General features: G+C 63.8%; 22 protein-coding genes and 1 tRNA gene. 12 read left to right on the forward strand and 11 right to left on the reverse strand.

Annotation, left to right across the window (positions count from 1 at the left end):
• The first annotated feature begins 209 nt into the window (after positions 1-209).
• The 3 genes from N551_RS0101940 to N551_RS0101950 all read left to right on the forward strand — a co-directional run bounded on the left by N551_RS0101940 (position 210) and on the right by N551_RS0101950 (position 3,273).
• The gene (locus N551_RS0101940) at positions 210-704 is read left to right on the forward strand and encodes a hypothetical protein (protein ID WP_027565510.1); all 495 of its coding nucleotides are present in this window, start codon (positions 210-212) and stop codon (positions 702-704) included.
• A 134-nt stretch (positions 705-838) separates the two neighbouring features.
• Positions 839-1,768: an alpha/beta hydrolase gene (locus N551_RS0101945; protein WP_027565511.1), complete on the forward strand. Its 930-nt coding sequence runs from the start codon at positions 839-841 to the stop codon at positions 1,766-1,768.
• A 278-nt stretch (positions 1,769-2,046) separates the two neighbouring features.
• Positions 2,047-3,273: an ABC transporter substrate-binding protein gene (locus N551_RS0101950; protein WP_027565512.1), complete on the forward strand. Its 1,227-nt coding sequence runs from the start codon at positions 2,047-2,049 to the stop codon at positions 3,271-3,273.
• A gap of 222 nt (positions 3,274-3,495) precedes the next feature.
• Here the strand turns inward: N551_RS0101950 and N551_RS0101955 are convergent, their stop codons facing one another.
• The gene (locus N551_RS0101955; protein ID WP_027565513.1) at positions 3,496-5,058 is read right to left on the reverse strand and encodes an adenylate/guanylate cyclase domain-containing protein; all 1,563 of its coding nucleotides are present in this window, start codon (positions 5,056-5,058) and stop codon (positions 3,496-3,498) included.
• Between the two features lie 176 nt (positions 5,059-5,234).
• Between N551_RS0101955 and N551_RS0101960 the strand changes: the two genes are divergently transcribed.
• Positions 5,235-6,326 carry an enolase C-terminal domain-like protein gene (locus N551_RS0101960; RefSeq protein ID WP_027565514.1) on the forward strand — a complete coding sequence of 364 codons (1,092 nt, stop codon included), beginning with the start codon at positions 5,235-5,237 and terminating at the stop codon, positions 6,324-6,326.
• A gap of 68 nt (positions 6,327-6,394) precedes the next feature.
• On the opposite strand, the gene N551_RS0101965 is transcribed toward N551_RS0101960, so the two are convergent.
• From N551_RS0101965 to cpdR, 7 genes are all read right to left on the reverse strand, one after another.
• Positions 6,395-6,931 (reverse strand): RidA family protein, encoded by a 537-nt coding sequence (locus N551_RS0101965; RefSeq protein ID WP_245287719.1) that lies wholly within the window; start codon positions 6,929-6,931, stop codon positions 6,395-6,397.
• A gap of 105 nt (positions 6,932-7,036) precedes the next feature.
• The gene (locus N551_RS39165) at positions 7,037-7,279 is read right to left on the reverse strand and encodes a hypothetical protein (RefSeq protein ID WP_027565516.1); all 243 of its coding nucleotides are present in this window, start codon (positions 7,277-7,279) and stop codon (positions 7,037-7,039) included.
• Positions 7,280-7,293: 14 nt separating this feature from the next.
• Positions 7,294-7,767: an L-2-amino-thiazoline-4-carboxylic acid hydrolase gene (locus N551_RS0101975; RefSeq protein WP_027565517.1), complete on the reverse strand. Its 474-nt coding sequence runs from the start codon at positions 7,765-7,767 to the stop codon at positions 7,294-7,296.
• Between the two features lie 118 nt (positions 7,768-7,885).
• A complete protein-coding gene (locus N551_RS0101980) occupies positions 7,886-8,422 on the reverse strand; it encodes a DUF488 family protein (protein ID WP_027565518.1) in 537 nt (178 codons plus the stop codon).
• Between the two features lie 6 nt (positions 8,423-8,428).
• Positions 8,429-8,644 (reverse strand): DUF2945 domain-containing protein, encoded by a 216-nt coding sequence (locus N551_RS0101985; protein WP_027565519.1) that lies wholly within the window; start codon positions 8,642-8,644, stop codon positions 8,429-8,431.
• 140 nt (positions 8,645-8,784) lie between these two features.
• A tRNA-Val gene (locus N551_RS0101990) sits at positions 8,785-8,859 on the reverse strand.
• Positions 8,860-8,933: 74 nt separating this feature from the next.
• Positions 8,934-9,293: a cell cycle two-component system response regulator CpdR gene (gene cpdR, locus N551_RS0101995; RefSeq protein ID WP_007597092.1), complete on the reverse strand. Its 360-nt coding sequence runs from the start codon at positions 9,291-9,293 to the stop codon at positions 8,934-8,936.
• Positions 9,294-9,696: 403 nt separating this feature from the next.
• Between cpdR and N551_RS0102000 the strand changes: the two genes are divergently transcribed.
• From N551_RS0102000 to N551_RS0102010, 3 genes are all read left to right on the forward strand, one after another.
• Entirely contained in the window at positions 9,697-10,587 is an 891-nt protein-coding gene (locus N551_RS0102000; RefSeq protein ID WP_027565520.1) for an N-formylglutamate amidohydrolase, read from the forward strand.
• A 537-nt stretch (positions 10,588-11,124) separates the two neighbouring features.
• The gene (gene hisN / locus N551_RS0102005; protein WP_027565521.1) at positions 11,125-11,907 is read left to right on the forward strand and encodes a histidinol-phosphatase; all 783 of its coding nucleotides are present in this window, start codon (positions 11,125-11,127) and stop codon (positions 11,905-11,907) included.
• Between the two features lie 75 nt (positions 11,908-11,982).
• Positions 11,983-12,948 (forward strand): tripartite tricarboxylate transporter substrate binding protein, encoded by a 966-nt coding sequence (locus N551_RS0102010; protein ID WP_027565522.1) that lies wholly within the window; start codon positions 11,983-11,985, stop codon positions 12,946-12,948.
• 42 nt (positions 12,949-12,990) lie between these two features.
• Here the strand turns inward: N551_RS0102010 and N551_RS0102015 are convergent, their stop codons facing one another.
• Positions 12,991-13,881, reverse strand: a complete 891-nt coding sequence (locus N551_RS0102015) for a LysR substrate-binding domain-containing protein (protein WP_027565523.1) — start codon at positions 13,879-13,881, stop codon at positions 12,991-12,993.
• Between the two features lie 89 nt (positions 13,882-13,970).
• On the opposite strand from N551_RS0102015, the gene N551_RS0102020 reads away from it, so the two are divergent.
• On the forward strand, positions 13,971-14,723 hold the full coding sequence (locus tag N551_RS0102020; RefSeq protein ID WP_027565524.1) for a sulfite exporter TauE/SafE family protein: 753 nt from the start codon (positions 13,971-13,973) through the stop codon (positions 14,721-14,723).
• 6 nt (positions 14,724-14,729) lie between these two features.
• On the opposite strand, the gene N551_RS0102025 is transcribed toward N551_RS0102020, so the two are convergent.
• A complete protein-coding gene (locus N551_RS0102025) occupies positions 14,730-15,362 on the reverse strand; it encodes a LysE family translocator (protein ID WP_027565525.1) in 633 nt (210 codons plus the stop codon).
• 246 nt (positions 15,363-15,608) lie between these two features.
• On the opposite strand from N551_RS0102025, the gene N551_RS0102030 reads away from it, so the two are divergent.
• Positions 15,609-17,405: an adenylate/guanylate cyclase domain-containing protein gene (locus N551_RS0102030; protein ID WP_027565526.1), complete on the forward strand. Its 1,797-nt coding sequence runs from the start codon at positions 15,609-15,611 to the stop codon at positions 17,403-17,405.
• 175 nt (positions 17,406-17,580) lie between these two features.
• Positions 17,581-20,346, forward strand: coding sequence for a di-heme-cytochrome C peroxidase (locus tag N551_RS0102035; protein WP_027565527.1), 2,766 nt, complete (start codon positions 17,581-17,583; stop codon positions 20,344-20,346).
• A 135-nt stretch (positions 20,347-20,481) separates the two neighbouring features.
• Here N551_RS0102035 and N551_RS0102040 read toward each other — a convergent pair whose 3' ends face one another.
• Positions 20,482-21,429 (reverse strand): alpha/beta fold hydrolase, encoded by a 948-nt coding sequence (locus tag N551_RS0102040; protein WP_027565528.1) that lies wholly within the window; start codon positions 21,427-21,429, stop codon positions 20,482-20,484.
• Positions 21,430-21,649: 220 nt separating this feature from the next.
• Here N551_RS0102040 and N551_RS0102045 point away from each other — a divergent pair, with 220 nt between their 5' ends.
• Positions 21,650-22,111, forward strand: coding sequence for an Hsp20 family protein (locus N551_RS0102045; RefSeq protein WP_007597127.1), 462 nt, complete (start codon positions 21,650-21,652; stop codon positions 22,109-22,111).
• Between the two features lie 309 nt (positions 22,112-22,420).
• On the forward strand, positions 22,421-23,191 hold the full coding sequence (locus tag N551_RS0102050) for an alpha/beta fold hydrolase (RefSeq protein WP_027565529.1): 771 nt from the start codon (positions 22,421-22,423) through the stop codon (positions 23,189-23,191).
• Positions 23,192-23,287 lie beyond the last annotated feature (96 nt).

Consider the following 23,287-nt stretch of genomic DNA (forward strand, 5'->3'; position numbering starts at 1 on the left):
CGAAAACAACCCCATGCACAGTAGAACGGCCGTGTCGGCGCGAGGCTCGGCCCCGCGGCGTAACCGTTTGACACCTCGGGGCAAAACAGCCGCACCGCGCAAAGGCCCAAGGCCCGGCGAACTTGCCTTCCAATTCGCGTTTACATGCTAAACTGGTTCCACGCGCCCGCCCGGAAGGGAAGCCGCGATGGCAGGCCCAGGGAGGCAAGATGAAAGCCGGTCGATTGATCCTCGCCTGCGCCCTCGTTGTCGGAACCGCCTCCGGCGTCGCCGATGCATCCGACGCGACGCCCGCAAAAGTCTCGGGCTCGACGGCGCTGGCGCTCGCGGGGGTGATCGCGCCGCTGTCGTCGGTCCTGTCCGGCGCCGAGAAGAAGGCAATGGCGATGCTGTTCGCCGCCAACAGCGACATTCCCTACAAGAAGCCGATCCTGGTGACCGCCGATCGAATCGTTTGTCGCGCCGGTAATGTGGACATCACCATCCGGAACTGCGAGGTCACCTTCGGCAAGAAGACCAGGACGGTGAACGGCTCCACGGCCGGCGAGATCTTCGCCACCGAAGCCTTGGCCGGCATTCCGCCCGACGGCGCCGCAGGATCGAATTTCGAGAGCCTGACCAAGCTGAGTTGCACGATCGACCCCAACGCCATCCGCCGGAAGGACGGCAGCGGCGCGGATTGCACGTTCCAGCCGGGGAATTGAACCACGCGTGGAGGACGCGCCGAGAGAACCATGGGTGCCGTGAAATCGCCTCATGACCAACTAACTAATAAGGCGAATTGAAAAGACGGGCCAAACGCGCGAGCCCATATCGGGCACGCAGGGCCAACACCGACATGAAGAATTTTCTCGCATTTTTTCTGATTCTGGGCGTGACGGCAGCCTCCGCACACGGTCCGCTTCCGATGCCGCCGGCCGCGCCGTCCGATCTCGTCCGGGTCGGCCTCACCGACAGCGACACCACCGCAGGCGGCACCGCGCGGCTGTGCGAGCAGGTCACCTTCTCGCGCGGCCTGCGCTACGGCGAGAGCGAAGCCAATGTGCTCGATGTCGCCACCGCTACGACCAAGGCGGATACGCCGCGGCCGGTGCTGCTGTTCGTGACCGGCGACACCTTCACTGGCGACCGCGCCGCGCCGGAGCTGTCGCGCCAGATCCAGGACCAGGCCATGTGCTTTGCCGCGCGCAACGACATGATCGGCGTGCGCGTCAACTACCGGCTGGCGCCCTCGGCGACGTGGCCGGCGGGTGCGAGCGACGTGGCGGCGGCGCTGTCCTGGGTCCACGGCAATATCGACCTGTTCAACGGCGATGCCCGCGAGATCGTCGCGGTCGGCTACGGCGCCGGCGCCTTCCATGTCGCCACCCTGCTGGCCCATCCCGAACTCCAGACCGACCGGGCCGATGTCGCGGCGGTCGTGCTGGTGTCCGGGGTCTACCGCGCCGGCAAGGACGCGAGCGACAGCGAGAAGGCCTATCTCGGCAGCGACGCCAGCCAGTTCAACAAGCGCTCGGTCTTCCCCGGCATCCTCAATGTCGACGTCCCGATCGTGCTGGCTTGGGCCGCGGATGATTCCGCCGGCATCACGGCGCAAGGCGAAATCCTGAAGAAGACGCTCTGCGGCGCCGGCCATTGTCCGCGTAGCGCGCTGCTGCGCAGCCGCGACGGCATCGCCAGCGCCTTCGGCCTCGACGGCTCCGGCGACAGCCTCGCCGAGCCGACGCTGCTGCTGGTGCATCAGCTCGAGGCGCGCGGTCTGCCGTAGCGGTGTTGCGGACACAGCTCCTGCAACGTCATGGCCGGGCTTGTCCCGGCCATCCACGCCTTCCTCGCGGCACAAAGAACGTGGGGATGCCCGGGACAAGCCCGGGCATGACGACCTCTTGCAGCCCGTCAGCACGCCTGTCGCTTTCGCCCGGGCTGCGACGCGCCGCATCGAAGCGCGCCATCCGGCCACAGCTTTGACAAACGCTTGACGTAGATCAACTCGCCTTGCTGCGGACTGAGCCGACCTCGTTGGGGGCCAACGACAAGGTGTTGAGCATGCGCGTCACCGGCAGGATGCTGTTCGTCTCGATGATCGCCTTGGCCTCGCTCGGAGCGATGTCGCAGCAACAACACTCGGATCAATCCACCGCCGAAAACGAAATCCGTATCGGCAATGTCATGCCGTATTCGGGACCGCTCTCGGAGTTCGGCGCTATTGGCCAGGCGGAAGCCGCCTATTTCGACATGGTCAACGCGCGCGGCGGCATCAACGGCCGCAAGATCCGCTTCATCACGCGCGACGACAATTCCGATCCGATGACGGCGCTGGAGCTGACGCGCAATCTGGTCGAGACGGACGACGTGCATTTGATGTTCGGATCGTTCGGCACACCCGGTAATCTCGCCACGCGCTGGTATCTGAACGCAAAGAAGATCCCACAACTGTTCGTCGCCTCCGGCGACGAGGAGCTGAGCCAGGCCAAGGCGTTTCCCTGGACCATGGGCTGGCAGCCGTCGTTCCGGTCGGAGGGGCGCATCTACGCCAACTATCTTCAGGCCTATTATCCCAGGAAGAAGATCGTGGTGCTCTGGCAGAACGACCAGTTCGGGCGTGCGCTTCTCAAGGGCATGGAGGAAGGACTTGGCGATCTGAACCGTCTCGTCCTCGTCGACATCGCCTTCGACATTGCCGATGAGCATCTCGACGGACACGTCTCGATCCTCAAGCGCGCCGGCGCAGATATTTTCGTCTTTCTCGGTGTACCGTCGACGGCGTCCAAGGTGATCAAGCTGGCGGCGGCAATGAAATGGCGCCCGGTCTTCATCGTCAACGACGCCTCGGCCTCGATCGCAAATGCGATGGCGCCCGCAGGCCTGGAGAATTCCTCCGGCGTGATCTCGGCGGCTTTCCTCAAGGATCCGAGCGATCCCGCGTGGAAAGACGATCCCGCCATGAAGGACTGGTTCGCCTTCATGGACAAATACCATCACGACGAAAGCACCAACAACAGCGCCGCGCTCTATGGCTACGCCGCGGCCGAGGCGCTGACGCAGGTGCTGAAGCAATGCGGCGACGATTTATCGCGCGAGAACATCATGCGTCAGGCGGCTTCGCTGAGGAATTATCAGCCCTCGGTCGCCCTGCCCAACATCAGGATGAACACCTCGCCGACCAGCTACCTGCCGATCAGGCAGATGCGGTTGGTCCAGTTCGACGGCCGTTCCTGGCAACCCTTCGGCGACGTGATCGAGACGGCGTTTACGGAAGGCGCGGCGCGGTGAGTTGCTTCACGCTGGCAGCGGTAGCGCACGGAGAAAACGTGACTGGGAGCTCGCCCGCGGCCATCCTTCGAGACGCCCGCCTAGGCAGGCCCTCAGGATGAGGTCGCGTTTTCGCAGCGAGAAATCCGACCCTCATGGTGAGGAGCCCGCCAGAGCGGGCGTCTCGAACCATGCAGGCCGAGCACGTTCGACAACCTCAACTGCGACTGCGACAGCCCTGCCTCACACCGGCTTCAGCGAGGCCAGCGCGTTCTCCAGCAGCGAGCGCACCCGCGCTGCGTCGCCGGATTTCACCACCGCGGGGTCGAGATAGAGCTCCAGCCCGGGGGCACGCTCGGTAATGATGCCGCTTGTCTCCACTGAAGCGTCGTTCAGCGCATCCACGGAGTACGGAATCACTTCGCGGCTGATGCCTTTCATCGTGATCGCGGGCAGCGCGTGGGCGCGGACGATGTCGCTGACCAGCGCAAAGGTTTCATAGCTCAGCACGATGCCGCCGGGCTCGGCGATCGATTGCAGGCGCGCGGCGAGGTTCGCCTCCGCACCGATGATCGTGTAGTCCATGCGATCGCTGCTGCCGAAATTGCCGACATTGCAATAGCCGGAATTGATGCCCATGCGCGCCTTGAACGGCAGCTCGATGCCGGAGGCGCGCCATTTCGCATTGAGCTCGGTGAGGCGGTGCTGCATGCGCCAGGCCATCTGGAGGCAGGCCTGGGCGTCGGCGCGGTCGCCCTTGGTCTCGGGATCGCCGAAGAAGATCAGCATGGCATCGCCGATGAACTTGTCGATGGTGCCGCCAAATTCGTGGGCGACCGCCGACATCTCGGTGAAATATTCGTTGAGGAGCTGGGTCAGCAACTCCGGCTGGAGCCGCTCCGCCGTCGCGGTGAAGTTCTGGATGTCCGAGAAGAAGATGGTGAGCTTCTTGCGTTCGGTGTGGATGGTGACGTCCTTCTGGCCAGAGAAGATGCTTCGGTAGACCTGCGGCGGAATGTAACGCGAGATCTTCATCGAGAGTGAGGCGAGGAAGTCGTTGGCGGATTCGAGCTCCTTGTTCATGCCCTTGATGCGGCTCGCCTGACGGCGCTGCAGCGAGAGAAACGACAAGCCGCTGCCGGCCGCGATCAGGAAATAGGCCAAGAGGAATTTGAACGAGAAGATGTTGGCGGCGATCGGCTGGGCGATGATCACCTCCTGGATGCCCCTGACGTCGCCCACCTTCCAGTCCTTCTTCGGACTTTCGGGGTGGCTGTTGTGGCAGCTGACGCAGGCCGGGCCCATCGTCACCGGAGCGATCAAGCGGACCTTGTCGTTGAACAGCGAGGTCTCGGTCTCGACGATCTTCTGCTCGGGATCGTTGCGAAGCGATTCGAGCGCATCCTTCTCGAACTTGTCGAGCTGGTGCGGGGCGCGATTCTGGAACGGGAAGTCCGAAACGAAACGGTAGGTGATGTTTTCCTGCTGCGCTCCGATTACCCGCCCGAGCTCCAGCGACAGCGTGGCCGGGATCGGGACCCCGCCGGGGACGGATTCGTAGTTGTGAACCACCCTGGTCGTGCCGTTCGGATTGGCGATGATGCGCCCGACCACGTTGGTCGCGTAATAGCTGCGCACGCTCGTGATCACCGAATTCAGGTCGATCGCCTGCCGGCGCAGCGCGGTCTTGCTGAGTTCGGTCAGGTCCAGCCACACCGCGAGCGGCAAGGCGAGCAGGAGGAAGGCGACCGCGGCACCGGTCAGGATGCCACTCTTGCGCTGTTCTTCGGAGATCTCTTGCTTCACTCTTTGGCTCCGTGATGAGCGTTCTTGTCTCGAACTCGGGGGATGCGGAACAGAGCCAATAAACGCGCTCCCGCGCAACCCCATTTTATGGTGGTCGCGCCAAGCGGCTTTTCGTTTCATGGCGAATGTTTAAGATCGGCATTAATCTGCATTCACTCCACCGGGAGATCCCTCAAATGACCGAGACCATCCGTGTCAAGCGCTTCAATGCGCGCCCCGTGATCGTGCCGATGAAGCTCCCGCTCAAAACCTCGACCGGAGCGGTCGCAAAGGCGCCTCTGGTGCTGATCGACTGCGAGACCGACCTGGGCGTGCGGGGGCACGCCTATCTGTTCTCGATCACACCATCGGCCTTGAAGCCATTGACGGCGATGGTCGCGGAAATGTCAGAGCTCGTCGCGGGCGATGAACTGCTGCCGTTCGAGATCGAGCGCAAGCTGACCCAGCGCTTCACCCTGCTGGGGCTCGCCGGCCTGCAGCGGCTGGCACAATCCGGCATCGACATGGCGGCATGGGACGCACTGGCGCGCGCACGCGGCCTTCCGCTAGCGCGGCTGCTCGGCGGCGCGCCGAGACCGGTCAGGGCTTACAATTCGAAGGGGCTCGGCATCATGCCGGCGGGTGCCGCGGTGGAGGAAGCCCACAAGCTGCTGGCCGAGGGCTTTCAGGCCGCAAAGATCCGCGTCGGCCGTCCCGATGCACGGGAAGACCTGAAGGTGGTGCGCGCGGTGCGCAAGGCCGTCGGCGACGACGTGACCTTGATGTGCGACTATAACCAGGCGCTGACGGTCAGCGAGGCCATTCGCCGCGGCGAGATGCTCGACGACGAGGGGCTCACCTGGATCGAGGAGCCGATTCGTCACGACGACTATTCCGGCTGCGCCCGCATCGCGGATGCGCTGCGCACCCCGGTCCAGATCGGCGAGAATTTCGACAGCGCCTTCGCGATGCAGACCGCGCTGTCGGCGGAAGCCTGCGACTACGTGATGCCCGACGTGCAGCGCATCGGCGGCGTCACCGGCTGGCTGCGCGCCGCCGCGCTGGCGCATGCCGCCGGGATCGAGATGTCGACGCATCTGTTCTCGGAAGTCAGCGCGCATCTGCTCTGCGTAACGCCCACCGCGCACTGGCTGGAATATGTCGACTGGGCCGACGCAGTGCTCTCGACGCGGCTGATCATCAAGGACGGCTTTGCCCTGCCGAACGAGGAGCCCGGCAACGGGATTGCGTGGGACGAGGCCGCGGTGAAGAAATATCTGGTCGAATAGGCCGCGTTCGTCGCGGCGCATCACATCGCGAACTTCGGAACCTGACGATCACCGAGCGAACATGCCATCTACGACCGAACAGCGGCAATCATACTCAGCTCGACCGGTGCGCCCCGCGGCAACTCGGCGACGCCAACAGATGTACGCGTATGACGACCGCGATCACCTAGGCGCTCGATCAGCCGGTCGGAGGCGCCGTTCATGACTTGCGATTGCTGCGTAAATCCAGGCGCCGAGGCGATGTACCCAACGAGCTGCAAGACCTGGACGATCTTGTCCTCTCCGCCTGTTGCGTGGTTGATGGCCGAAATGCAGAGATCAGCGCAGAGTGCAGCAGCTTCCTGTGCGGCGGCGACATCGACACCTGCGCCGACTTTGCCTGAGTGCAGCAGGTCTTCGCCGCGACGCGGCAGCTGACCACTGACATACGCAATTCCACTATGGATGATCACCGGCAGGTAGTTGCCGCCGGGCTTGTTCACGCTGCTCATTTCGGTAACCTGCCTTCTTTCCACATCCGCGGTGAGCGATACAGTTTCGCCGAATGCCAGGTTCGCCGCCGCGGTGAAGGATCGGACAATGGCAGGCGGCGAGTCACGGATCAAGGCTGCGCCAGGCGGCACGTTCGGGCCAGCACCAAGCCGCTATCCGACCGGATTGAAGGACCTGCTGCGCGGGCCGAAGGAGGCGTCCCCTGAGAGGCGCCCGCGTTACCACGTCTCCGCGCCCGGAATCTTCCTTCGTACCGCCATGCGCTGGATCCATATGCAGCGACGCACGGATCTGTTGGAGCGGCCGACCGCCGAGATCCCCTCGCCGGCCTGAAGCAACGGCGCCACGTTTTCGCGCAGCACACGACAGCGCTGGAGCTCGGCCTGCCAGTCGATGGCGGCTGCGTCGGCCCGCGACGCAATCAGCGACAATACAGCTAGGGCAAGACAGCCCGTTCGCATGGGTCGGAGTTCCTTCACCGTGATCCGCCCGGATCGCGCCGGTAGCGGAAGTCGCAATGCGGAGCGCCTTGCATGATGGTCTGCGTTCGCGTCAGCGCGACGTCGGGGCCGAAACCTTCGGCGGTCGCAAAGTCGGCGGTGCAGACCAGGAGAAAGCCGAGCTTGGGCTCGCCCAGCGCCTTGTAGAACTCGGCATAGGCGCATCGCTTCACATCAAGCGCGAAGACGTCCTCGGTCTGCTCGACAATATTGTAAGCGAGCGCGTCGTCACGGGCATAGGTCTGGAAGGCGGAGGACACCGCCTTGCCGAGATTGTTCTCGTTCTTGGCTTTCCAGAATTCCTCGCCGAAACCGCGATAGAGATCGCCGAGCGCCTTGCGCACCAGCGCATTGGCATGCGTCTCGCCGAGCTCGGCCTGGAGCGCCTTGACCAAGGGCACCAACACCTGCGCCTGGATTCTGACCTGTTCGAGCACGGAAATGCTCATGGCAAACTCACGTCGCGGACCAAGAGGATCATAGATCCTATGGGTGACGGGTAGCGATAACCCACTCCCCCAGAGGATCACGGACTGCAGCAATCATAGCCGCGAATAGCACGATTTGCTAACTTTCCGCGGGATAAACCAAGCGGCCGTCAGCCATCATGTGCGCCGCCGGATTCATCTCGGCCAGTTTGACCTCCCCGGGTCCCGTAATGTGAAACACGCTCTCGCCGCCGGCGAGCAGGTAATCGGTGATGATCCGCTGGTGGCAGCGCCACCATACCGTCTCGGCACACATGATGGCGCATCGCTGCGCCTGCCCGAGTTCGCGCAGATGCGCGAGCCCCTCGCGAAAGCTCTCGCTCACCGCATAGTCGGCATAGTTGTGAAAGCTGTCGTTCTGCCAGAAAGCATTGGTCTCGCGCGGTATCTCCCGCTTGCGGCTGCGCAGGCCGCCGAGCGAGGCGATATGCTCATAGTCGACCGAAACGGCCCCGAGTGCTTGCGACAGGGCCTCGCGATTGTATTGGGGATTGGTGCGCGAGCGGGGCACGGTGCGGACGTCGACGAGATGCGTGACGGACACGCTCTGCAACAGGACAACGAATTCACCGATTGGACGTGTGCCGTGGCCGATCGTGAAGAATGGGTGAGCCATCGCCCGTCAGCTCCGGAGCAAGTGCAACGCCCGGCCCTTATGCAAGGCGACGTGATCGGTCTTGTCGCTTTTGATCTCGTATTGCGGATCGTCGGGGCTGGCATGGTGGACGTAGCCCTTGTACTCGACGTCCTTGGTGTGCACGCGGAGGATGTGGCCGCGCACCCGGCCGGCCTCGGAATTCCAGCTGACATGGTCGCCACGCTTGAACACTTTCGGCATGGCGAACCAATGCGGGAGCGCGTCTGGACGTTCCAGGCTGCGGAGCAGAACGCCCCAGTCCGTCTACGCTCTTCGAGCTACGCCGGACACGCTTCGCCCGAGAGGTCTTGGCTGTGCCACGCGAAGCCGAAGGCGAAGCGTGGTGGGCGCGACAGGGATCGAACCTGTGACCCCTACCATGTCAAGGTAGTGCTCTCCCGCTGAGCTACGCGCCCTAGATGTCGTCTAGATCGGGTCGGGTCCCTATAACGGCTCACGGGAGCCGGTGCAAGGACGGAAGGGGGCCGATTTAGGCCGCCAGCATCTTGTTCACTTCGCTGACCAATTCGCGCAAATGCACGGGCTTGGACAGCACCTTGGCGTTCTTGGGGGCGTCCGAATCCGAGTTCAGGGCGACCGCGGCGAAGCCGGTGATGAACATGATCTTGATGTCGGGGTCGAGTTCCGAGGCCCGGCGGGCGAGCTCGATGCCGTCCATCTCCGGCATCACGATGTCGGTGAGCAGCATCTCGAACGGCTCTTCCCGCAGCCGCTGATAGGCGGCCATGCCGTTATCGTGGGACGAGACCTGAAAACCGGCGTTTTCCAGCGCCTTGACCAGGAAACGGCGCATGTCGTTGTCGTCTTCGGCGAGCAGGATCTTTGGCATGGCGGAAATGTCGAATCCCCAGAGGATATCAGCGGAGGTCACTAAGCCCGACGGAGGGTAAATTTGGGGTGAAAATCTTTACCGTCCGCAGCTCGCGCTGCCAGACTCTTGTGAACCGGAATACGGCACGAAGCAATCGAGCCGTACCTGCCGGTCCCCACCTCGCTGCCCGCAGGGTTAAGACATGTTCCAGCGCAGATCTCATCTTTTCGCTTGGCAGGATGGTTGCGATTCCGGACAATGACGACACATAAGAGCCGCTCGATCGGCCGAATCAATGCGTTGAGGCCGGTGCTGGGCTTGTTGGATCGTGCGGCGCCAAAGGGGGCGAAGCCTGATACCAAGGGGCGAAGCCTGATTGCCAAGGGATGAAGCCTGACACCAAGGGACGAAGCCTGAGAAGATGACCCGGTTTGACGGCGACAAGTCGCCCGCCTTCGAGATCGTTGAGCCCGCGCAATGGCGCGCGCCAATTATCTTCAACTCGCCCCATTCCGGCTCGACCTATCCGGACGAATTCCTCAGCGCCTCCAGGATCGACCTGCCGACGCTGCGGCGTTCCGAAGATTCCTTCATGGACGAGCTGATCGGCCATCTCAGCGAGCGCGGCTTTCCGACCGTGCGGGTCAACTTTCCGCGCTCCTATGTCGACGTCAATCGTGAGCCCTATGAGCTCGATCCCCGGATGTTCACCGGGCGCCTGCCGAGCTTTGCCAACACCCGCTCGATGCGGGTCGCCGGCGGGCTCGGCACCATTCCGCGCGTGGTCGGCGACGGCCAGGAGATCTATCGCGAGCGCATCCTGGTCGACGACGCGCTGGGGCGGATCGAGACGCTGTACAAGCCCTATCATCGCGCGCTGCGCCGGCTGATCAACAAGGTGCACCAGATGTTCGGCACCGTCGTGCTGGTCGACTGCCATTCGATGCCCTCGGTCGGCGTCTCCCGCGACGAGCCGCGGCGGCCCGACATCGTGATCGGCGACCGCTACGGCACGAGCTGCACGCCGCTATTGCCCGACCGGGTCGAGGAGACCATGGCCGGGCTCGGCTATTCGATCGGCCGCAACAAGCCCTATGCCGGCGGCTTCATCACCGAGCATTACGGTAACCCGGCCAGCGGCCTCCACGCCGTGCAGCTCGAGCTCAACCGCGCGATCTACATGGACGAGCGGCGGCGCGAGCGCAGTCCGCGCTTTGCGCAAGTGGCGTCGGACTTCGGCGTGCTCGCCGACGTGCTGGCGACCACGGTCCCGTTCGGCGATCTCGGCCCGTTCCAGGCCGCGGCGGAATAAGCGCGACGTTTTTCTTCGAACAATGGTGTTGGGTGCGATCAGCGCGAGCGCGTTTCGCGGCGCGCATTGAAATGAAAGCCAAGGCTTAAAGAAATGAGAGGCTGAAAGAAAAAAGGGCCGCTTCTAATGAAGAAGCGGCCCAAGTCTAGGGAGGAAACGCCCAAGGAGGGCAGCAGTAACGCGAGAAGCGCTACCGCACCGCAACAATATGCGGCCGCGACGCACAAAGTGCAAGGGCTTTCGAGCGGTTTCCCATGCAATGAGGACATAGCTCGGTTGCTTCCAGAGAAACCCGGATTCAGTTCCTTTGATAAGTAAATTCAATGGGTTGATAATCATTTGCATACCAACGAGGCAGATCCGGAACTAAGGTTTCAACTCAATGATCGATATTTGCCCAGCGGTGTCTTTGACGAGGCGAACGCTTCCCGCATCCAAAATACCAGGGTGCAAAAGCAAGACAGCGCTGCACGATCCTTCCGATTTGAGCTAGGCAGGAGTGAGCTTCACCCGACTTTCGCTTTTTGAGGATACGCCGTGACGGTGATCGATTTCTCCGCCTTCATCGGACGGCTCGCCACCGCCTCCGGCGAAACCATCCTGCCGTTCTTCCGCACCTCGCTGTCGATCGAGGACAAGAGCAAGACCAAGGATTTCGACCCCGTAACCGAGGCCGACCGCGCCGCGGAGGCGGTGATGCGGCGTCTGATCAAGGCCAACTTTCCCCAGCACGGCATCGTCGGCGAGGAATTCGGCAACGAGCGCGAGGATTCGGATTACGTCTGGGTGCTCGACCCCATCGACGGCACCAAATCCTTCATCGGCGGCTTTCCGATCTGGGGCACGCTGATCGCGCTCCTGCACAAGGGCACGCCGGTCTACGGCATGATGCACCAGCCCTTCATCGGCGAACGCTTTTCCGGCGACAGCGGCTCGGCTCATTATAATGGCCCCTCCGGCGAGCGCCGGCTCCAGGTCCGGCGCTGTGCTTCGCTGTCGGAGGCGACGACCTACACCACCAGCCCGCTGCTGATGAACGAGCGCGACCGCGCCATCTTCGGCCGCATCGAGAAGGGCGCGCGGCTGTCGCGCTATGGCGGCGACTGCTACTCCTATTGCATGCTGGCGGCGGGTCACGTCGATCTCGTGGTCGAGACCGAGCTGAAGCCTTACGACATTGCAGCCCTGATTCCGATCGTGACCGGCGCCGGCGGCGTCGTCACCACCTGGGAAGGCAAGCCGGCGCAGGGCGGCGGCCGCATCGTCGCGGCCGGCGACGCCAGGGTTCACGAAAAAGCACTGAAACTGCTCAACGGATAGGCGATTTATTGTTTGCGCATGATCCTCTCGGAAAACCGCTGCACACTTTTCCGGATCATGCTTCAGGGAGCCTGCATGACCAACCGGCGCACGCTCCTTCTCGCGGCCTTGCTTCTGTTTCCGACCCTGGCCTGCGCCCAGAATTTCCCGGCCAAGCCAATCAAGCTGATCGTGCCGTTCCCGGCCGGCGGCCCCAACGACATCATCGCGCGGGTGATCGGCCAGCGCATGTCGGAGCTGTCAGGGCAGCCGGTGCTGATCGACAATCGCGGCGGCCAGGGCGGCGTGCTTGGTACTGACGCGGTCGCCAAGAGCGCACCTGACGGCTATACCATCGCGATCTCCTCGGCCGGCGCGCTCGCCATCAGCCCGAGCATGGAGCGGGTCGCCTACGATACGCTCAATGACCTCACGCCGGTGACGCTGGTCGCAACCGTGCCGGAAATGTTGGTGGTGGCGACCAATGTGCCCGCAAAGGACATCGGCGAATTGATCGCGCTCGCCAAGGCGCAGCCGGGAAAACTCAACTTCGCCTCCTCCGGCCCCGGCAGCCTGCCGCATCTCGCCGGTGAATTGTTCAAGCTGACGGCCAAAATCGACATCGTGCACGTGCCCTATCGCGGCGCGGCGCCGGCCGTGAACGATCTGCTGGGCCAGCAGGTGCAGATGACGTTCCTGGACCTCCCCGTGCTGCTGCCGCAGGTCAAGGCGGGCGCCCTGCGACCGATCGCAGTTGGCTCCGCCGAGCGTTCGCCGACCGCGCCTGATGTGCCGACCACCGCGGAAGCCGGCTTTGCCGATCTGCGCATCGAGAACTGGTACGGCATGGTCGCGCCGAAGGGCACGCCGAAGGAGATCGTCGCCGCGCTGCATGGTCTGGCCACGAAGGCGATGGCGGATCCCGCGGTGAAGGAAAAGCTTGCCGCCCAGGGCGCCACCCTGGTCGGCGATGAGCCGGAGCATTTTCGCACATTCATCGCAGACGAGACCAAGAAATGGGCGAAGGTGATCAAGGACGCTGGCGTGGAGACGGCGAAGTAACTGTGTCTTGCCCCTCCTGAAGGGGCGGGGAAATCTTGGAGCTCACACCGCCGCAGCCCGCAAATGCTCCACCAGCATCTTGGCCGGGCGCGGTAGCGTCTTGAAGCTTCGCGCGCAGATCACGAGTTTGCGGTTGGCCCAGCTATCGCGCAGGCGGACCATGGCGAGCGGCATCAGTTTTGCGCAGCGGCGGGCCGCGGCTTCGGGCACCAGCGCGACGCCCACATCGGCGGCGACCATCTGGCAGATCGCGTCGAAGTCGCGCAGGCGCGCGCGGTAATGCGGCCGCATGCCGAGCCGGGCGGCGTGCTTCGAAATATGCACCTGAAGCGCGGTGGCGCTGGTCAGCCCGACGAACTCGCAAGCACCCGCCTCCTGGAAATCGATCGCGCGGCGGCCCGCGAACGGGCCGCGCCTGGACGTCACCAGCGTCAGGCGATCCTCGCTGAAGGCGAATCGCTCGATATGATCGGGCAGCGCGTGCTCGGCGGCAAAGCCGAGATCGGCCGCGCCCGCAGTGATCGCGGCCGCGATGTCAGTGCTCTCGCGCTCCTCGATGTCGATGGCGACGTCGCGGTGCTCGCGCAGGAAGCCGGCAAGCGCCTTCGGCAGATGCTCCGAGAGGCCGGAGGTATTGGCGAGGAAATGCACGCTCGCGCGCACGCCGCTGGCAAAGCCGGCGAGATCGCCGCGCATGGCGTCGATCTGGTGGATGACGAGACGGGCGTGATCGAGCAGGCTCTCGCCGGCCGCGGTCAATTCGACGCCGCGGCGCCCGCGCTTGAGCAGCGCGACGCCGAGTGCATCCTCCAGCCCCTTGATGCGCGCGCTGGCCGAGGCCAGGGCCAGATGCGACCGCTCCGCGCCGCGGGTGATGCTGCGCTGGTCGGCGACCGCGATGAACAGCTGGAGGTCGACGAGGTCGAAGCGCATCCCGGGTCCCTTCAGCCTTCGTTCCAGACGAAGGTTTTCTCCGTAAGCTACAGATTGTGCCGAAGCGCGGCATCGGTCAATGTGCAGATATGATCGACCCGCTCCTCGTTCTCATCGCCGCCGTTTTCCTGATTGCCGGATTCGTCAAGGGCGTGGTCGGACTCGGCCTGCCGACCGTGTCCATGGGCCTGCTCGCGGTGAGCATGACGCCAAGCCGCGCGATCGCCATCGTGATCGTACCCGCCATCCTCACCAACATCTGGCAGACTTTCGTCGGCCCCCATTTGCGCGACATCCTGAGGCGGCTGTGGCCACTGATGATCGGCACCGTGATCGGGTGCTGGCTCAATGCCGGCGCGCTCACCGGTCCGCATGCGCGCTACGGCACGATCGTGCTCGGCGCACTCCTGGTCATCTACGCAATCATCGGGCTGAACAAATTCCAGTTTCACGTGGCGCCAAAGAACGAGAAATGGGTCGGCGGCGTGGTCGGCTTGGTCACCGGCGTGATCTCGGCCTCGACCGGCGTGCAGGTGATCCCCTCGATGCCGTTCATGCAGGCGATCGGCATGGAGAAGGACGAGCTGGTGCAGGCGCTCGGCGTGTTTTTCACGACAGCGACACTGGCGCTCGCCTTCAACCTCACCGCCGGCGGATTGCTGACGCCGGCCAACGCGGTGCCGGGCGCCGTCGGCATGGCCTGCGCGTTTGCCGGCATGTATATCGGCCAAACGGTGCGGGCGCGGATGCCGGCGGAAGCGTTTCGCCGCTGGTTCCTGATCGCGATGATCCTGCTCGGCCTCTATCTCGCCGGCAGCGCGCTGCTGAAGGAATTCGCGTAAAGGACGTTACCGCGTCTCCAGCATGGCGACGCGAATGCCGAGATAGATGAAGAGGCCGCCGAGGGCACGGTTGACCCAGGCGACCGCGCCTTCGGAGCTCCGCAAGCGGTGGGCGGCCTTTGCCGCGAACGCCGCCAGCACCAGGCACCACAGCGTTCCCGTGCAGATGAAGATCAGGCCGAGCGTCAGGAAGGCGAGCGGCTTGTGGGCCGAGTCGGCTGCGACGAATTGCGGCAGGAAGGCCAGGAAGAACAGCGCGACCTTGGGATTGAGCGCGTTGGTGAAGACGCCCTGGAGGAAAACCCGCCGCAGCGAGCTCTGCACCGGCTCGTCGATGGCCGAGGCCAGCACCGGGCGCGACCACAGCATCTGAAGCCCGGTCACGACGAGATAGGCCGCTCCGGCCAGCTTCAGGATCGAGAACGCGGTCGATGAGGCCATCAGCAGGGCCGAAAGGCCGATTGCCGCGCCCGCGACGTGGAAAAAGCAGCCGCAACTGATGCCCAGCGCGGCCGCGGCGCCACCTCGCCAGCCCAGCTGCATGCTGCGACCGATCACGTAGACCGTATCAGGCCCCGGCGTGATGTTGAGCAGCACGCCTGACAGGACGAAGAGCCAGATTTCGTGAATGCCCAGCATGTGTGACGTGCCTCCGTCGCCCAACCATGGCCCAAGAGGCCGGCTTAGTGGGTTCGCTCGTCCCCGTCCACTGCCGGGATTGCCGAGGATTTACCTCGAATTTGCAATGCGGTTCGTACTTTCGCTCGGCCTCATCTGCTCTATAAGGAACGGGTTCTTTGAACGCGGGATTCGAGGCGACTGCGACGCCGTGGCCGGTCCTCGATCTCTTCCAAGTCTCTTGCAAGTCTCTTGGAGCTCCGGAATATGGAAAGACGTCTGGCTGCCATTGTCTGCGCCGATGTCGCTGGCTATTCGCGCATGATGGGCACCGATGAGGCCGGCACCCATGCCGCCTTCAAGGCCCATCGCAGCGCGATCCACCCCATCATCCTCAATCACGGCGGCCGCGTCGTCAAAAACACCGGCGACGGCTTCCTGCTGGAATTCCCCTCGATTGTCGGCGCCACCGAGGCCGCGATCGCGATGCAGACGCTGATGGCGGAACGCAATCACCATCTGCCCGCCGATCGCGCCATGCAATTCCGCCTCGGGATTCATATGGGTGACGTCATCGCCGACGAGGACGAGGTGTTCGGTGACGATGTCAACATTGCCGTCCGCCTCGAAGCCGTGGCGAGCCCCGGGGGCTTCGCGATCTCGGCCAAGGCCTACAAGGAGACCGGCAAGCATCTCACCGTGCCGCTGATCGATGCCGGCAACCACCGCTTCAAGAACATCAAGGATCCGATCGGGGTCTGGACCTGGACACCTGAGGGTGCACCGGCGCTTGCGCCCGCGCTGAGGGAGGCATCCGCCCTCTCGCAGCAGTACCGCACCGCGATCGTCGGCGTGCTGCCCTTTGCCAATCTCAGCGACGCCCAGGACGAGTATTTCTCCGACGGCCTGACCGAGGATCTGATCCACGCGCTGTCGCTGCAATCCTTTTACCGCGTGCTGAGCCGCAACTCGACTTTCGTGTTCAAGGGCAACAACGTCAGCACCCGCCTGATCGCGCGGGAGATCGACGCTAGCTATCTGATCCAAGGTTCGGTGCGGCGTGCCGGAGCCAAGATCCGCGTCACCGCCGAGCTGATCGCGCCGGAGACCGGCGAGCAGCTCTGGACTGGCCGCTACGACCGCGACATCGGCGATCTCTTCGCGATGCAGGACGAGATCACCACCAACCTGTCCGCCGCCATCGCCACCGAGATCGTCCGGGCCGAGGCCTCGGCGCCGGCGCGGCTCTCGACCGACGTCACCGCCTGGGACCGCTTCCTCAAAGGGCTGTCGCACTATTATCGGCAAACCAAGGAAGACCTGGCCATCGCCGTCGACCTGTTCCGGGAGGCCATCAGGCTCGAGCCCAAGCTGTCGATTGCGCACGCCTATCTCGCCACGATCCAGATCCAGAGCATCCAGTTCGGCTGGGTCAAGGGCACGCGCGAGATGTGGGCCGAAGCGATGAAGCTTGCCGAAACCAGCGTCCGGCTCGATCCGCGCTCGTCATTTGCGTTCTCGATCCTGTCCTGGACCCACGCGCTGGAGGGCCATTACGAGGCCGCGATGGACGCCGCCAAGCGCGCCGTCGCGCTCAACCCCTACGACAACGGCGCGCGCGGCGTGCTCGGCATCTGCCATTTCGCCATCGGCGAGCACCGCGAGGCGATCGAGCTGTTCTCGCTGGCCGCACAGCGCGACAACAGCGATCCGCGCTACCAATGGGCCGCGCTGAACGCCTTCAGCCACTATCTGCTGGGCCAATATGACGCGACCCTGTCATGGGCTCGAGAACAGCTCTACATCAACCCGAACCATTTGCAGGCGCTGGCAATCCGCGCCGCGGCGCTGGCGCAATTGGGGCGGGGCGACGAGGCGGTCGAGGCGACCCGCGTGCTCGTGGGTAACTACCCGACCCTGAATGTCGACCGTCATTTGCGCAATTTCCACTGGAAGCGGCCCGAGGACCTCGCCCATTACCGCGCCGGACTCTTGAATGCGGGCGTACCGCTCGGCAAACTGACCCTGGTTTCGAGCGACGTCAAACGCGTCGCCGAATCCTGAGGGCCAGCCGCGGCCACGCGGCGATGTCCCCTCCGCCTTTATTGACACGACAGTGAATTCAGCCACACTCCGCTACACGCTGAAGTAGTATAATGTGTTGTCGGCTTGTCAGGACTTTCCGCGCTCTATCGCCGCGTCTGTATTTCACGATTCGCCGTTTTCAGGATTTTGGGCCATGCATGACTCTGCTCCGAAGCCCCCCTTCGACCCCTCGATCCAGGTCTCGCCGAACAATCCCTGTCCATTCCTCCGCGGCCTCGTCGGCGAGGGGTTTGTTGACGGCGGAACCGTCCCGCTCGGCACGCTGTCGCAAACGATCGCGAATGCGAGCGGCGAGACCGGGCTGAAGAAGGTCTCGGCCCGCATCCAGGTCCGCGGCGTCGCGCTTATCGCCAACGGTCTGGGTCACATCCTGAAGAGCATATTTTCGGGCGCGCAGCTCGACGCGTTGCGTGGCGGCCCCCTCGACAAGCGCGGTGCCGGCTCGCGCGTCCTCGGCGTCGACGGCAACGTCGATGAGGACGAGCTTGCGCGGTTTGCGAGCTTCGGCCGGACCTACCAGGATCCGAACGGCGGCGACTCCGAGCCGGGTCTCAACGCCTCGGAAATCGGCGTCTTCATGCACGACAACCTCAAGCGCGCCGGCAGCGCCGCGCGCTGGTACTACCCTCTGCTGATGAAGTTCGAGTGGCCGATCCTCCTGAAGATCGCGGGCAAGGGCGCGGGTGAGGACCGCTATCTCAGCGTGGCCGACGTGCGCACTCTGTTCAACGAGCGACAATTCCCTGCTCGCATCAACCAGCGGCTCGTATCGCAGCCGGTGCTGTCGACCTGCCAGCGCGTGGTGCGGGGCGCCCTCAAGGTTGCGGCCCTGCTCGTCGCCCTCGGTCTCGCCTTGCTCGTTGCGGTCGCCGAATTCCCCGACCAGATGCGCGCCATGCTGCCGCAAAAGGGAATTCTCGTGAATCTCCTGCCGCCGCCCTTGCCCACGGTCCCCGAGACGAAGGCGGCCTTTTGGCTCGAACAGAACTGGTCGCTGAAGGACAGGCACTGGTTTCACCACGCCAGTCAGGGCACCGCGACTTTCCCGGTGCCTTACGAATGGTTCATGGCGCTGGAGCAGCCGCGCCTGCATTTGTTCTCGCGGCCAGGCATGATGACGGACAGCGCCTATCTCGAGCGCTTCGGGTTCATCCCGAGCCCGCAGTCGATCCAGACCGATGCGACGTCACTGCGCCGCTTTGGCTACGCCAATGTCTACGAGACGACGCAGGCGCCGGACTGGTCGACTAGGTGGACGCCGGCGGAGAACGTCGACGGCCTGCCGGTCGGCTTCGCACGGATGACCGGTGTCATCGATCCCGCGACGGGCCGTCGCGAAGAGGACAAGATCGGACTGACCTGCGCGGGCTGCCATACCGGCCAGATCCACTACCAGGGCGTGGACGTGCGTTTCGACGGCGGTCCGGCCATGACCGATCTGAAGAAGCTCGAACTCTCCACCGGCCTGTCGATCGCCTACACGCTTTACGTGCCGTTCCGCTTCCAGCGCTTCGCCGATCGCGTGCTCGGCCCCGATGCCAGCAAGGCTGACCGCGCCGCGCTCAAGCAGAAGCTCAGCGCGATCGGCAACTTCCTGATCGACTGGGCGCAAACCCAGCAAAAGACGATTGAAGGCAAGAAGACCTGGAACGGCAGGCAGCAGCAGGACACCGAGGAAGGGTTCGGTCGCCTCGACGCTCTCAATCGCATCGGCAATCAGGTTTTTTCGCAGGATCTCGCGCTGAGCGGGATCAAGGGATTCGAGAAGAACCTGCACGCCCAGGACGCCCCGGTCAGCTATCCCCCGATCTGGACCGTGCCCTGGTTCAAGTTCGCCCAGTACGACGCCTCGATCGAGCAGCCGCTGATCCGCAACGCCGGCGAAGCCCTCGGCGTGACGGCGCTGCTCAATCTGTCCGACGCCTACCCTGAGGACAGGCTGTGGCGGTCCTCCGTTCATATCAACACGCTCGGCTGGATCGAGGACATGCTCAGGGGGCCAGATCCGTTCAAGACGGCGGATCCCTCCACCGGTCCGAAGTTCGGCGGCCTGCTGGCGCCGAAATGGCCCTCGCAGATCCTTGGCGACAATTGGAGGCTCGATCAGAAGAAGGTCGACAATGGCCGCAAGATCTACGCCGAGATGTGTTCCGGATGCCATCTGCCGGCGATCGACACCCCGGCTTTCTGGTCTTCGGGACATTGGGAGCCGAGCGGCGACAGCAAGGTGCTGAACGCGGTGACGATCCCCCTCGACGAGATCAAGACGGATCCCGAACAGTCGCTCGTGCTCAGCAACAGGATCGTCGATCTGCCCGGCTTCCTGAAAGTGAATACGGCCGACCTCCAGAAATGGTGGCAATGCGACGTCTCGACCGCAAGCTCCCCGACCGAGATGGTGTATGCGCTCGGGCTGATGACCGTGGTGGATCTCGTCGCCCGCAAATGGATGGACGACGAGAAGACTCCGGACGCCGAGCGGGCGAAATTGTGGAATCTCGCGCGCAAGAACTGCCTCAATCCGGTGGGGGGAGCACGCTATCGGGCACGGCCGCTGAACGGCATCTGGGCCACGGCGCCCTATCTGCACAACGGCTCGGTGCCCTCTCTCTACTGGTTGCTGAAGCCTGCAAGCGAGCGCCCGCAAAAATTCTGCATGGGCCGCCGCGACTATGATCCCGTGACCGTCGGCTTTGCGGTCACCGCCGACGAGAAGTGCAAGACGGGTGAAACCGAGTTCTCGGCCGGGTCGGACAAGGATCCGATCCAGGGCAACAGCGTGCTCGGCCATTCCTTCGAGCGCAAGCCGGGCGAGCAAAAACGTCCCGGCGTGATCGGCCGCGTGTTCAAGGACGACAACGAGCGCTACGATCTGATCGAGTATCTGAAAACGCTGTAGTGGGTGATGCTACTTCCTCGTCATGGCCGGGTTTGTCCCGGCCATCCACGGTCTTCGTCACGGCGCAAAGAACGTGGATGCCCGGGACAAGCCCGGGCATGACGGCGTGTGGTCGCAGGGAAGCATCGCTTCCCCTCACTTGAACAGCGGCGTGCCCGGCACGAAGGCGTCGAAGGCGGCCCAGAATTGGGAGCGGTAACGGTCCTGCTCCTGGAGAATCTCGTGCTTGGCGCCGGCGATCACGAGATGGGAGCCGGCGCGCAAATGATAGGCGAACTCCTCGATCGCCGCGATCGAGACCACGGTGTCGCTGGAGGCCGCCAGCATCAGGATCGGCTGACGGATCTCGGACGGGTAGTTTTTGCCCTTGAAGGTGTTCATCGCGCGGAAGGCGGTATCGGCCCAGGCGACCGTCGGTGACGCGAGTCCGAGGGTCGGATCCTCCTCCAGGATCGCGGCATTGCGCGCATAGCGCACCGGATCGCTGGTCAGCGGATTGTTGATGAAGGGATTGAGCCCGGTGATCTGGTCGGTGCCGCCGGGGACATAACGGCCGCCCATCCCCAACACGCGCATCGTCTTCAGCAGCGCCCGCGCCGGAAACGAGGTGGCGCGGCCGGGGAGGTCGATCATCGGCGCCGACAGCACCATGCGGTCGAACCAGCGCTTGCCCGCATGCGCCACCCGCAGCATCACCGTGCCGCCCATGGAGTGGGCGAGCGCGAAGAAGGGCGGCGGGCAATCCGGCAGCACCACCTGCTGCACGAAGGTCTCGACGTCGATCTCGAAGTCCGCGAAGTCGCGGACATAGCCCTTGCGCGGATCGCGCAGGCGCCGCGAGGAGTGGCCCTGCCCGCGCCAGTCGATCATCGCCACCGCAAAGCCGCGGTCGCGCAAATCGCGCACGGTCTCGAAATATTTTTCGATCTGCTCGCTGCGTCCGGTGAAGACGCAGACGGTGCCCTTGCGGTTCGCCGGCGGCGCCCAGCGCGCAAAGCGCAGCTCGACGCCATCAGGGGTTTTGATGGTGCCGCTGACGACGTCTTCGGGAACGGGATTGGAGGGTATCGAGACCAGCGTCATGATGGGGAGGGCTTGGGCACGAAGTGCTGCAAATCAGGGGGCGGGAGCGCCGAAAAGGCTAAGTATCCGCCCTCTTGAACGCCGTTATCGTCAACCCATATCACCTTGGTGCAGGCCGCTACCAGTGTTTCGGAACCGGAACATCAGGCTGCACACAGACGAAAGCCCGGCCCGATTGGCGGGCGGGTTACTCAACAGTCGCTCAATGGAGGACTTGACCATGCGTACGTACGACCTGACCCCCTTCTACCGTTCCACCGTCGGCTTCGACCGCCTCTTCAACCTGCTCGACCAGGCCGGTTCGGACGGCAGCCCCGGTTATCCCCCCTACAATATCGAGCGCACCGGCGAGAACGACTACCGCATCACCGTTGCGGTCTCGGGCTTTGCCAAGGATGAGCTCTCCATCGTCGCGAAGGAAAACACGCTGACGATCAAGGGCGAAAAAGTCGCCAACGAGAACTCGAAGGCCGAAGTGCTGTACCGCGGCATCGCCGCGCGTGCTTTCGAGCGTGCATTCCAGCTTGCCGATTTCGTGCAGGTGAAGAACGCCTCGCTCGAGAACGGGCTGCTTCACGTCGACCTCGTCCGCGAGATTCCCGAGGCGAAGAAGCCGCGCCAGATCGCGATCAACACCGGTGCGCAGGGCGCACAGGTGATCGAGAACTCGGTAGCCGCGTAAATCACGGACGCCACTTCCAGGTTGCGAAAACGCCCCGGTGCCCCGGGGCGTTTTTTTGCGTGTTCAGTCGTTGGCTCGCGAAAGCTGCAAGTAGCCGCAAATCCTGCGGCCGGCAGCTGGTTTTCGGTTGAAATCGAAATACAGGTTTGGGTCTGTTGTTCTACGTTACCCACACACCGCATGAGCTCGCCTGCGTGTCTCGTACGCCCCCGACCAAGGCGGTTGTCACAGGTGAGTGACCAAGCGTAACGCCGCCGCTCCGCACACCGTCCTTTGAATATCGAACACAAAATGAGACGGAGAACGATCATGACACTTTGGCGCAGCCTTTTCGTCGCCGCGAGCCTGTTGGCGGCCCCCATCAGCCTTGCTCACGCACAGACCCCGCAAACGGTGAAGGCCAAGAACATCGTGCTGGTGCACGGCGCCTGGGCCGACGGCTCGAGCTGGTCGGAGGTGATCCCGATCCTCCAGGCCGCCGGCCTCAACGTGACTGCCGTGCAAAATCCGCTGTCGTCGCTGTCGGACTCCGTCGAGGCAACCAAGCGCGCGCTGGCCGAGCAGGATGGTCCAACCGTGCTGGTCGCGCATTCCTGGGGCGGCACCGTCATCAGCCAGGTCGGCAACGACCCGAAGGTCACTGGCCTCGTCTATGTCGCCGCCCGCGCACCCGATGCCAACGAGGATTTCGTCGCCCTGTCCAAGCAATTCCCCGCGGGACCGGTGCGCACCGGCGTCGTCGAGCGCGACGGTTACACCAGGCTCTCGGAAGACGCCTTCCTGAAGTATTTCGCCAATGGCGTGAAGCCGGAGCAGGCGAAGGCGCTCTACGCGGTGCAATGGCCGACGGCCGCCTCGATCTTCGCCGGTCGCACCACAGAGGCGGCATGGCATTCCAAGCCGAGCTGGTACGCGGTGTCGAAGAGCGACGACACCATCAATCCCGATTTCGAACGCTTCCTCGCCAAGCGCATGAACGCCACGACGATCGAGCTCGACGCCGGCCACCTCTCGCTGGTGTCTCATCCGAAGGAGGTGGCGAATTTGATCCTGGAAGCGGCGGGGTATGGGCGGAGCTGAGCGGCGCTTGTCATGGTGCAAAGGCGCCTGAGTGCTCAGGCGCCTTTTGTTTTGCTCCGCTCTCTCCCCAACGTCGTCCTGGCGAAAGCCAGGACC

This window comes from Bradyrhizobium sp. URHA0013 (assembly GCF_000518345.1).
Taxonomy (GTDB): domain Bacteria; phylum Pseudomonadota; class Alphaproteobacteria; order Rhizobiales; family Xanthobacteraceae; genus Bradyrhizobium.

Excerpts from the sequence above, each read along its gene's own strand:
- N551_RS0101940 (WP_027565510.1), top strand. The coding sequence starts at position 210 with ATGAAAGCCGGTCGATTGATCCTCGCCTGCGCCCTCGTTGTCGGAACC.
- N551_RS0101945 (WP_027565511.1), top strand. The coding sequence starts at position 839 with ATGAAGAATTTTCTCGCATTTTTTCTGATTCTGGGCGTGACGGCAGCC.
- N551_RS0101950 (WP_027565512.1), top strand. The coding sequence starts at position 2,047 with ATGCGCGTCACCGGCAGGATGCTGTTCGTCTCGATGATCGCCTTGGCC.
- N551_RS0101960 (WP_027565514.1), top strand. The coding sequence starts at position 5,235 with ATGACCGAGACCATCCGTGTCAAGCGCTTCAATGCGCGCCCCGTGATC.
- N551_RS39165 (WP_027565516.1), bottom strand. The coding sequence starts at position 7,279 with ATGCGAACGGGCTGTCTTGCCCTAGCTGTATTGTCGCTGATTGCGTCG.
- N551_RS0101975 (WP_027565517.1), bottom strand. The coding sequence starts at position 7,767 with ATGAGCATTTCCGTGCTCGAACAGGTCAGAATCCAGGCGCAGGTGTTG.
- N551_RS0101980 (WP_027565518.1), bottom strand. The coding sequence starts at position 8,422 with ATGGCTCACCCATTCTTCACGATCGGCCACGGCACACGTCCAATCGGT.
- N551_RS0101985 (WP_027565519.1), bottom strand. The coding sequence starts at position 8,644 with ATGCCGAAAGTGTTCAAGCGTGGCGACCATGTCAGCTGGAATTCCGAG.
- cpdR (WP_007597092.1), bottom strand. The coding sequence starts at position 9,293 with ATGCCAAAGATCCTGCTCGCCGAAGACGACAACGACATGCGCCGTTTC.
- N551_RS0102000 (WP_027565520.1), top strand. The coding sequence starts at position 9,697 with ATGACCCGGTTTGACGGCGACAAGTCGCCCGCCTTCGAGATCGTTGAG.
- N551_RS0102010 (WP_027565522.1), top strand. The coding sequence starts at position 11,983 with ATGACCAACCGGCGCACGCTCCTTCTCGCGGCCTTGCTTCTGTTTCCG.
- N551_RS0102015 (WP_027565523.1), bottom strand. The coding sequence starts at position 13,881 with ATGCGCTTCGACCTCGTCGACCTCCAGCTGTTCATCGCGGTCGCCGAC.
- N551_RS0102020 (WP_027565524.1), top strand. The coding sequence starts at position 13,971 with ATGATCGACCCGCTCCTCGTTCTCATCGCCGCCGTTTTCCTGATTGCC.
- N551_RS0102025 (WP_027565525.1), bottom strand. The coding sequence starts at position 15,362 with ATGCTGGGCATTCACGAAATCTGGCTCTTCGTCCTGTCAGGCGTGCTG.
- N551_RS0102030 (WP_027565526.1), top strand. The coding sequence starts at position 15,609 with ATGGAAAGACGTCTGGCTGCCATTGTCTGCGCCGATGTCGCTGGCTAT.
- N551_RS0102035 (WP_027565527.1), top strand. The coding sequence starts at position 17,581 with ATGCATGACTCTGCTCCGAAGCCCCCCTTCGACCCCTCGATCCAGGTC.
- N551_RS0102040 (WP_027565528.1), bottom strand. The coding sequence starts at position 21,429 with ATGACGCTGGTCTCGATACCCTCCAATCCCGTTCCCGAAGACGTCGTC.
- N551_RS0102045 (WP_007597127.1), top strand. The coding sequence starts at position 21,650 with ATGCGTACGTACGACCTGACCCCCTTCTACCGTTCCACCGTCGGCTTC.
- N551_RS0102050 (WP_027565529.1), top strand. The coding sequence starts at position 22,421 with ATGACACTTTGGCGCAGCCTTTTCGTCGCCGCGAGCCTGTTGGCGGCC.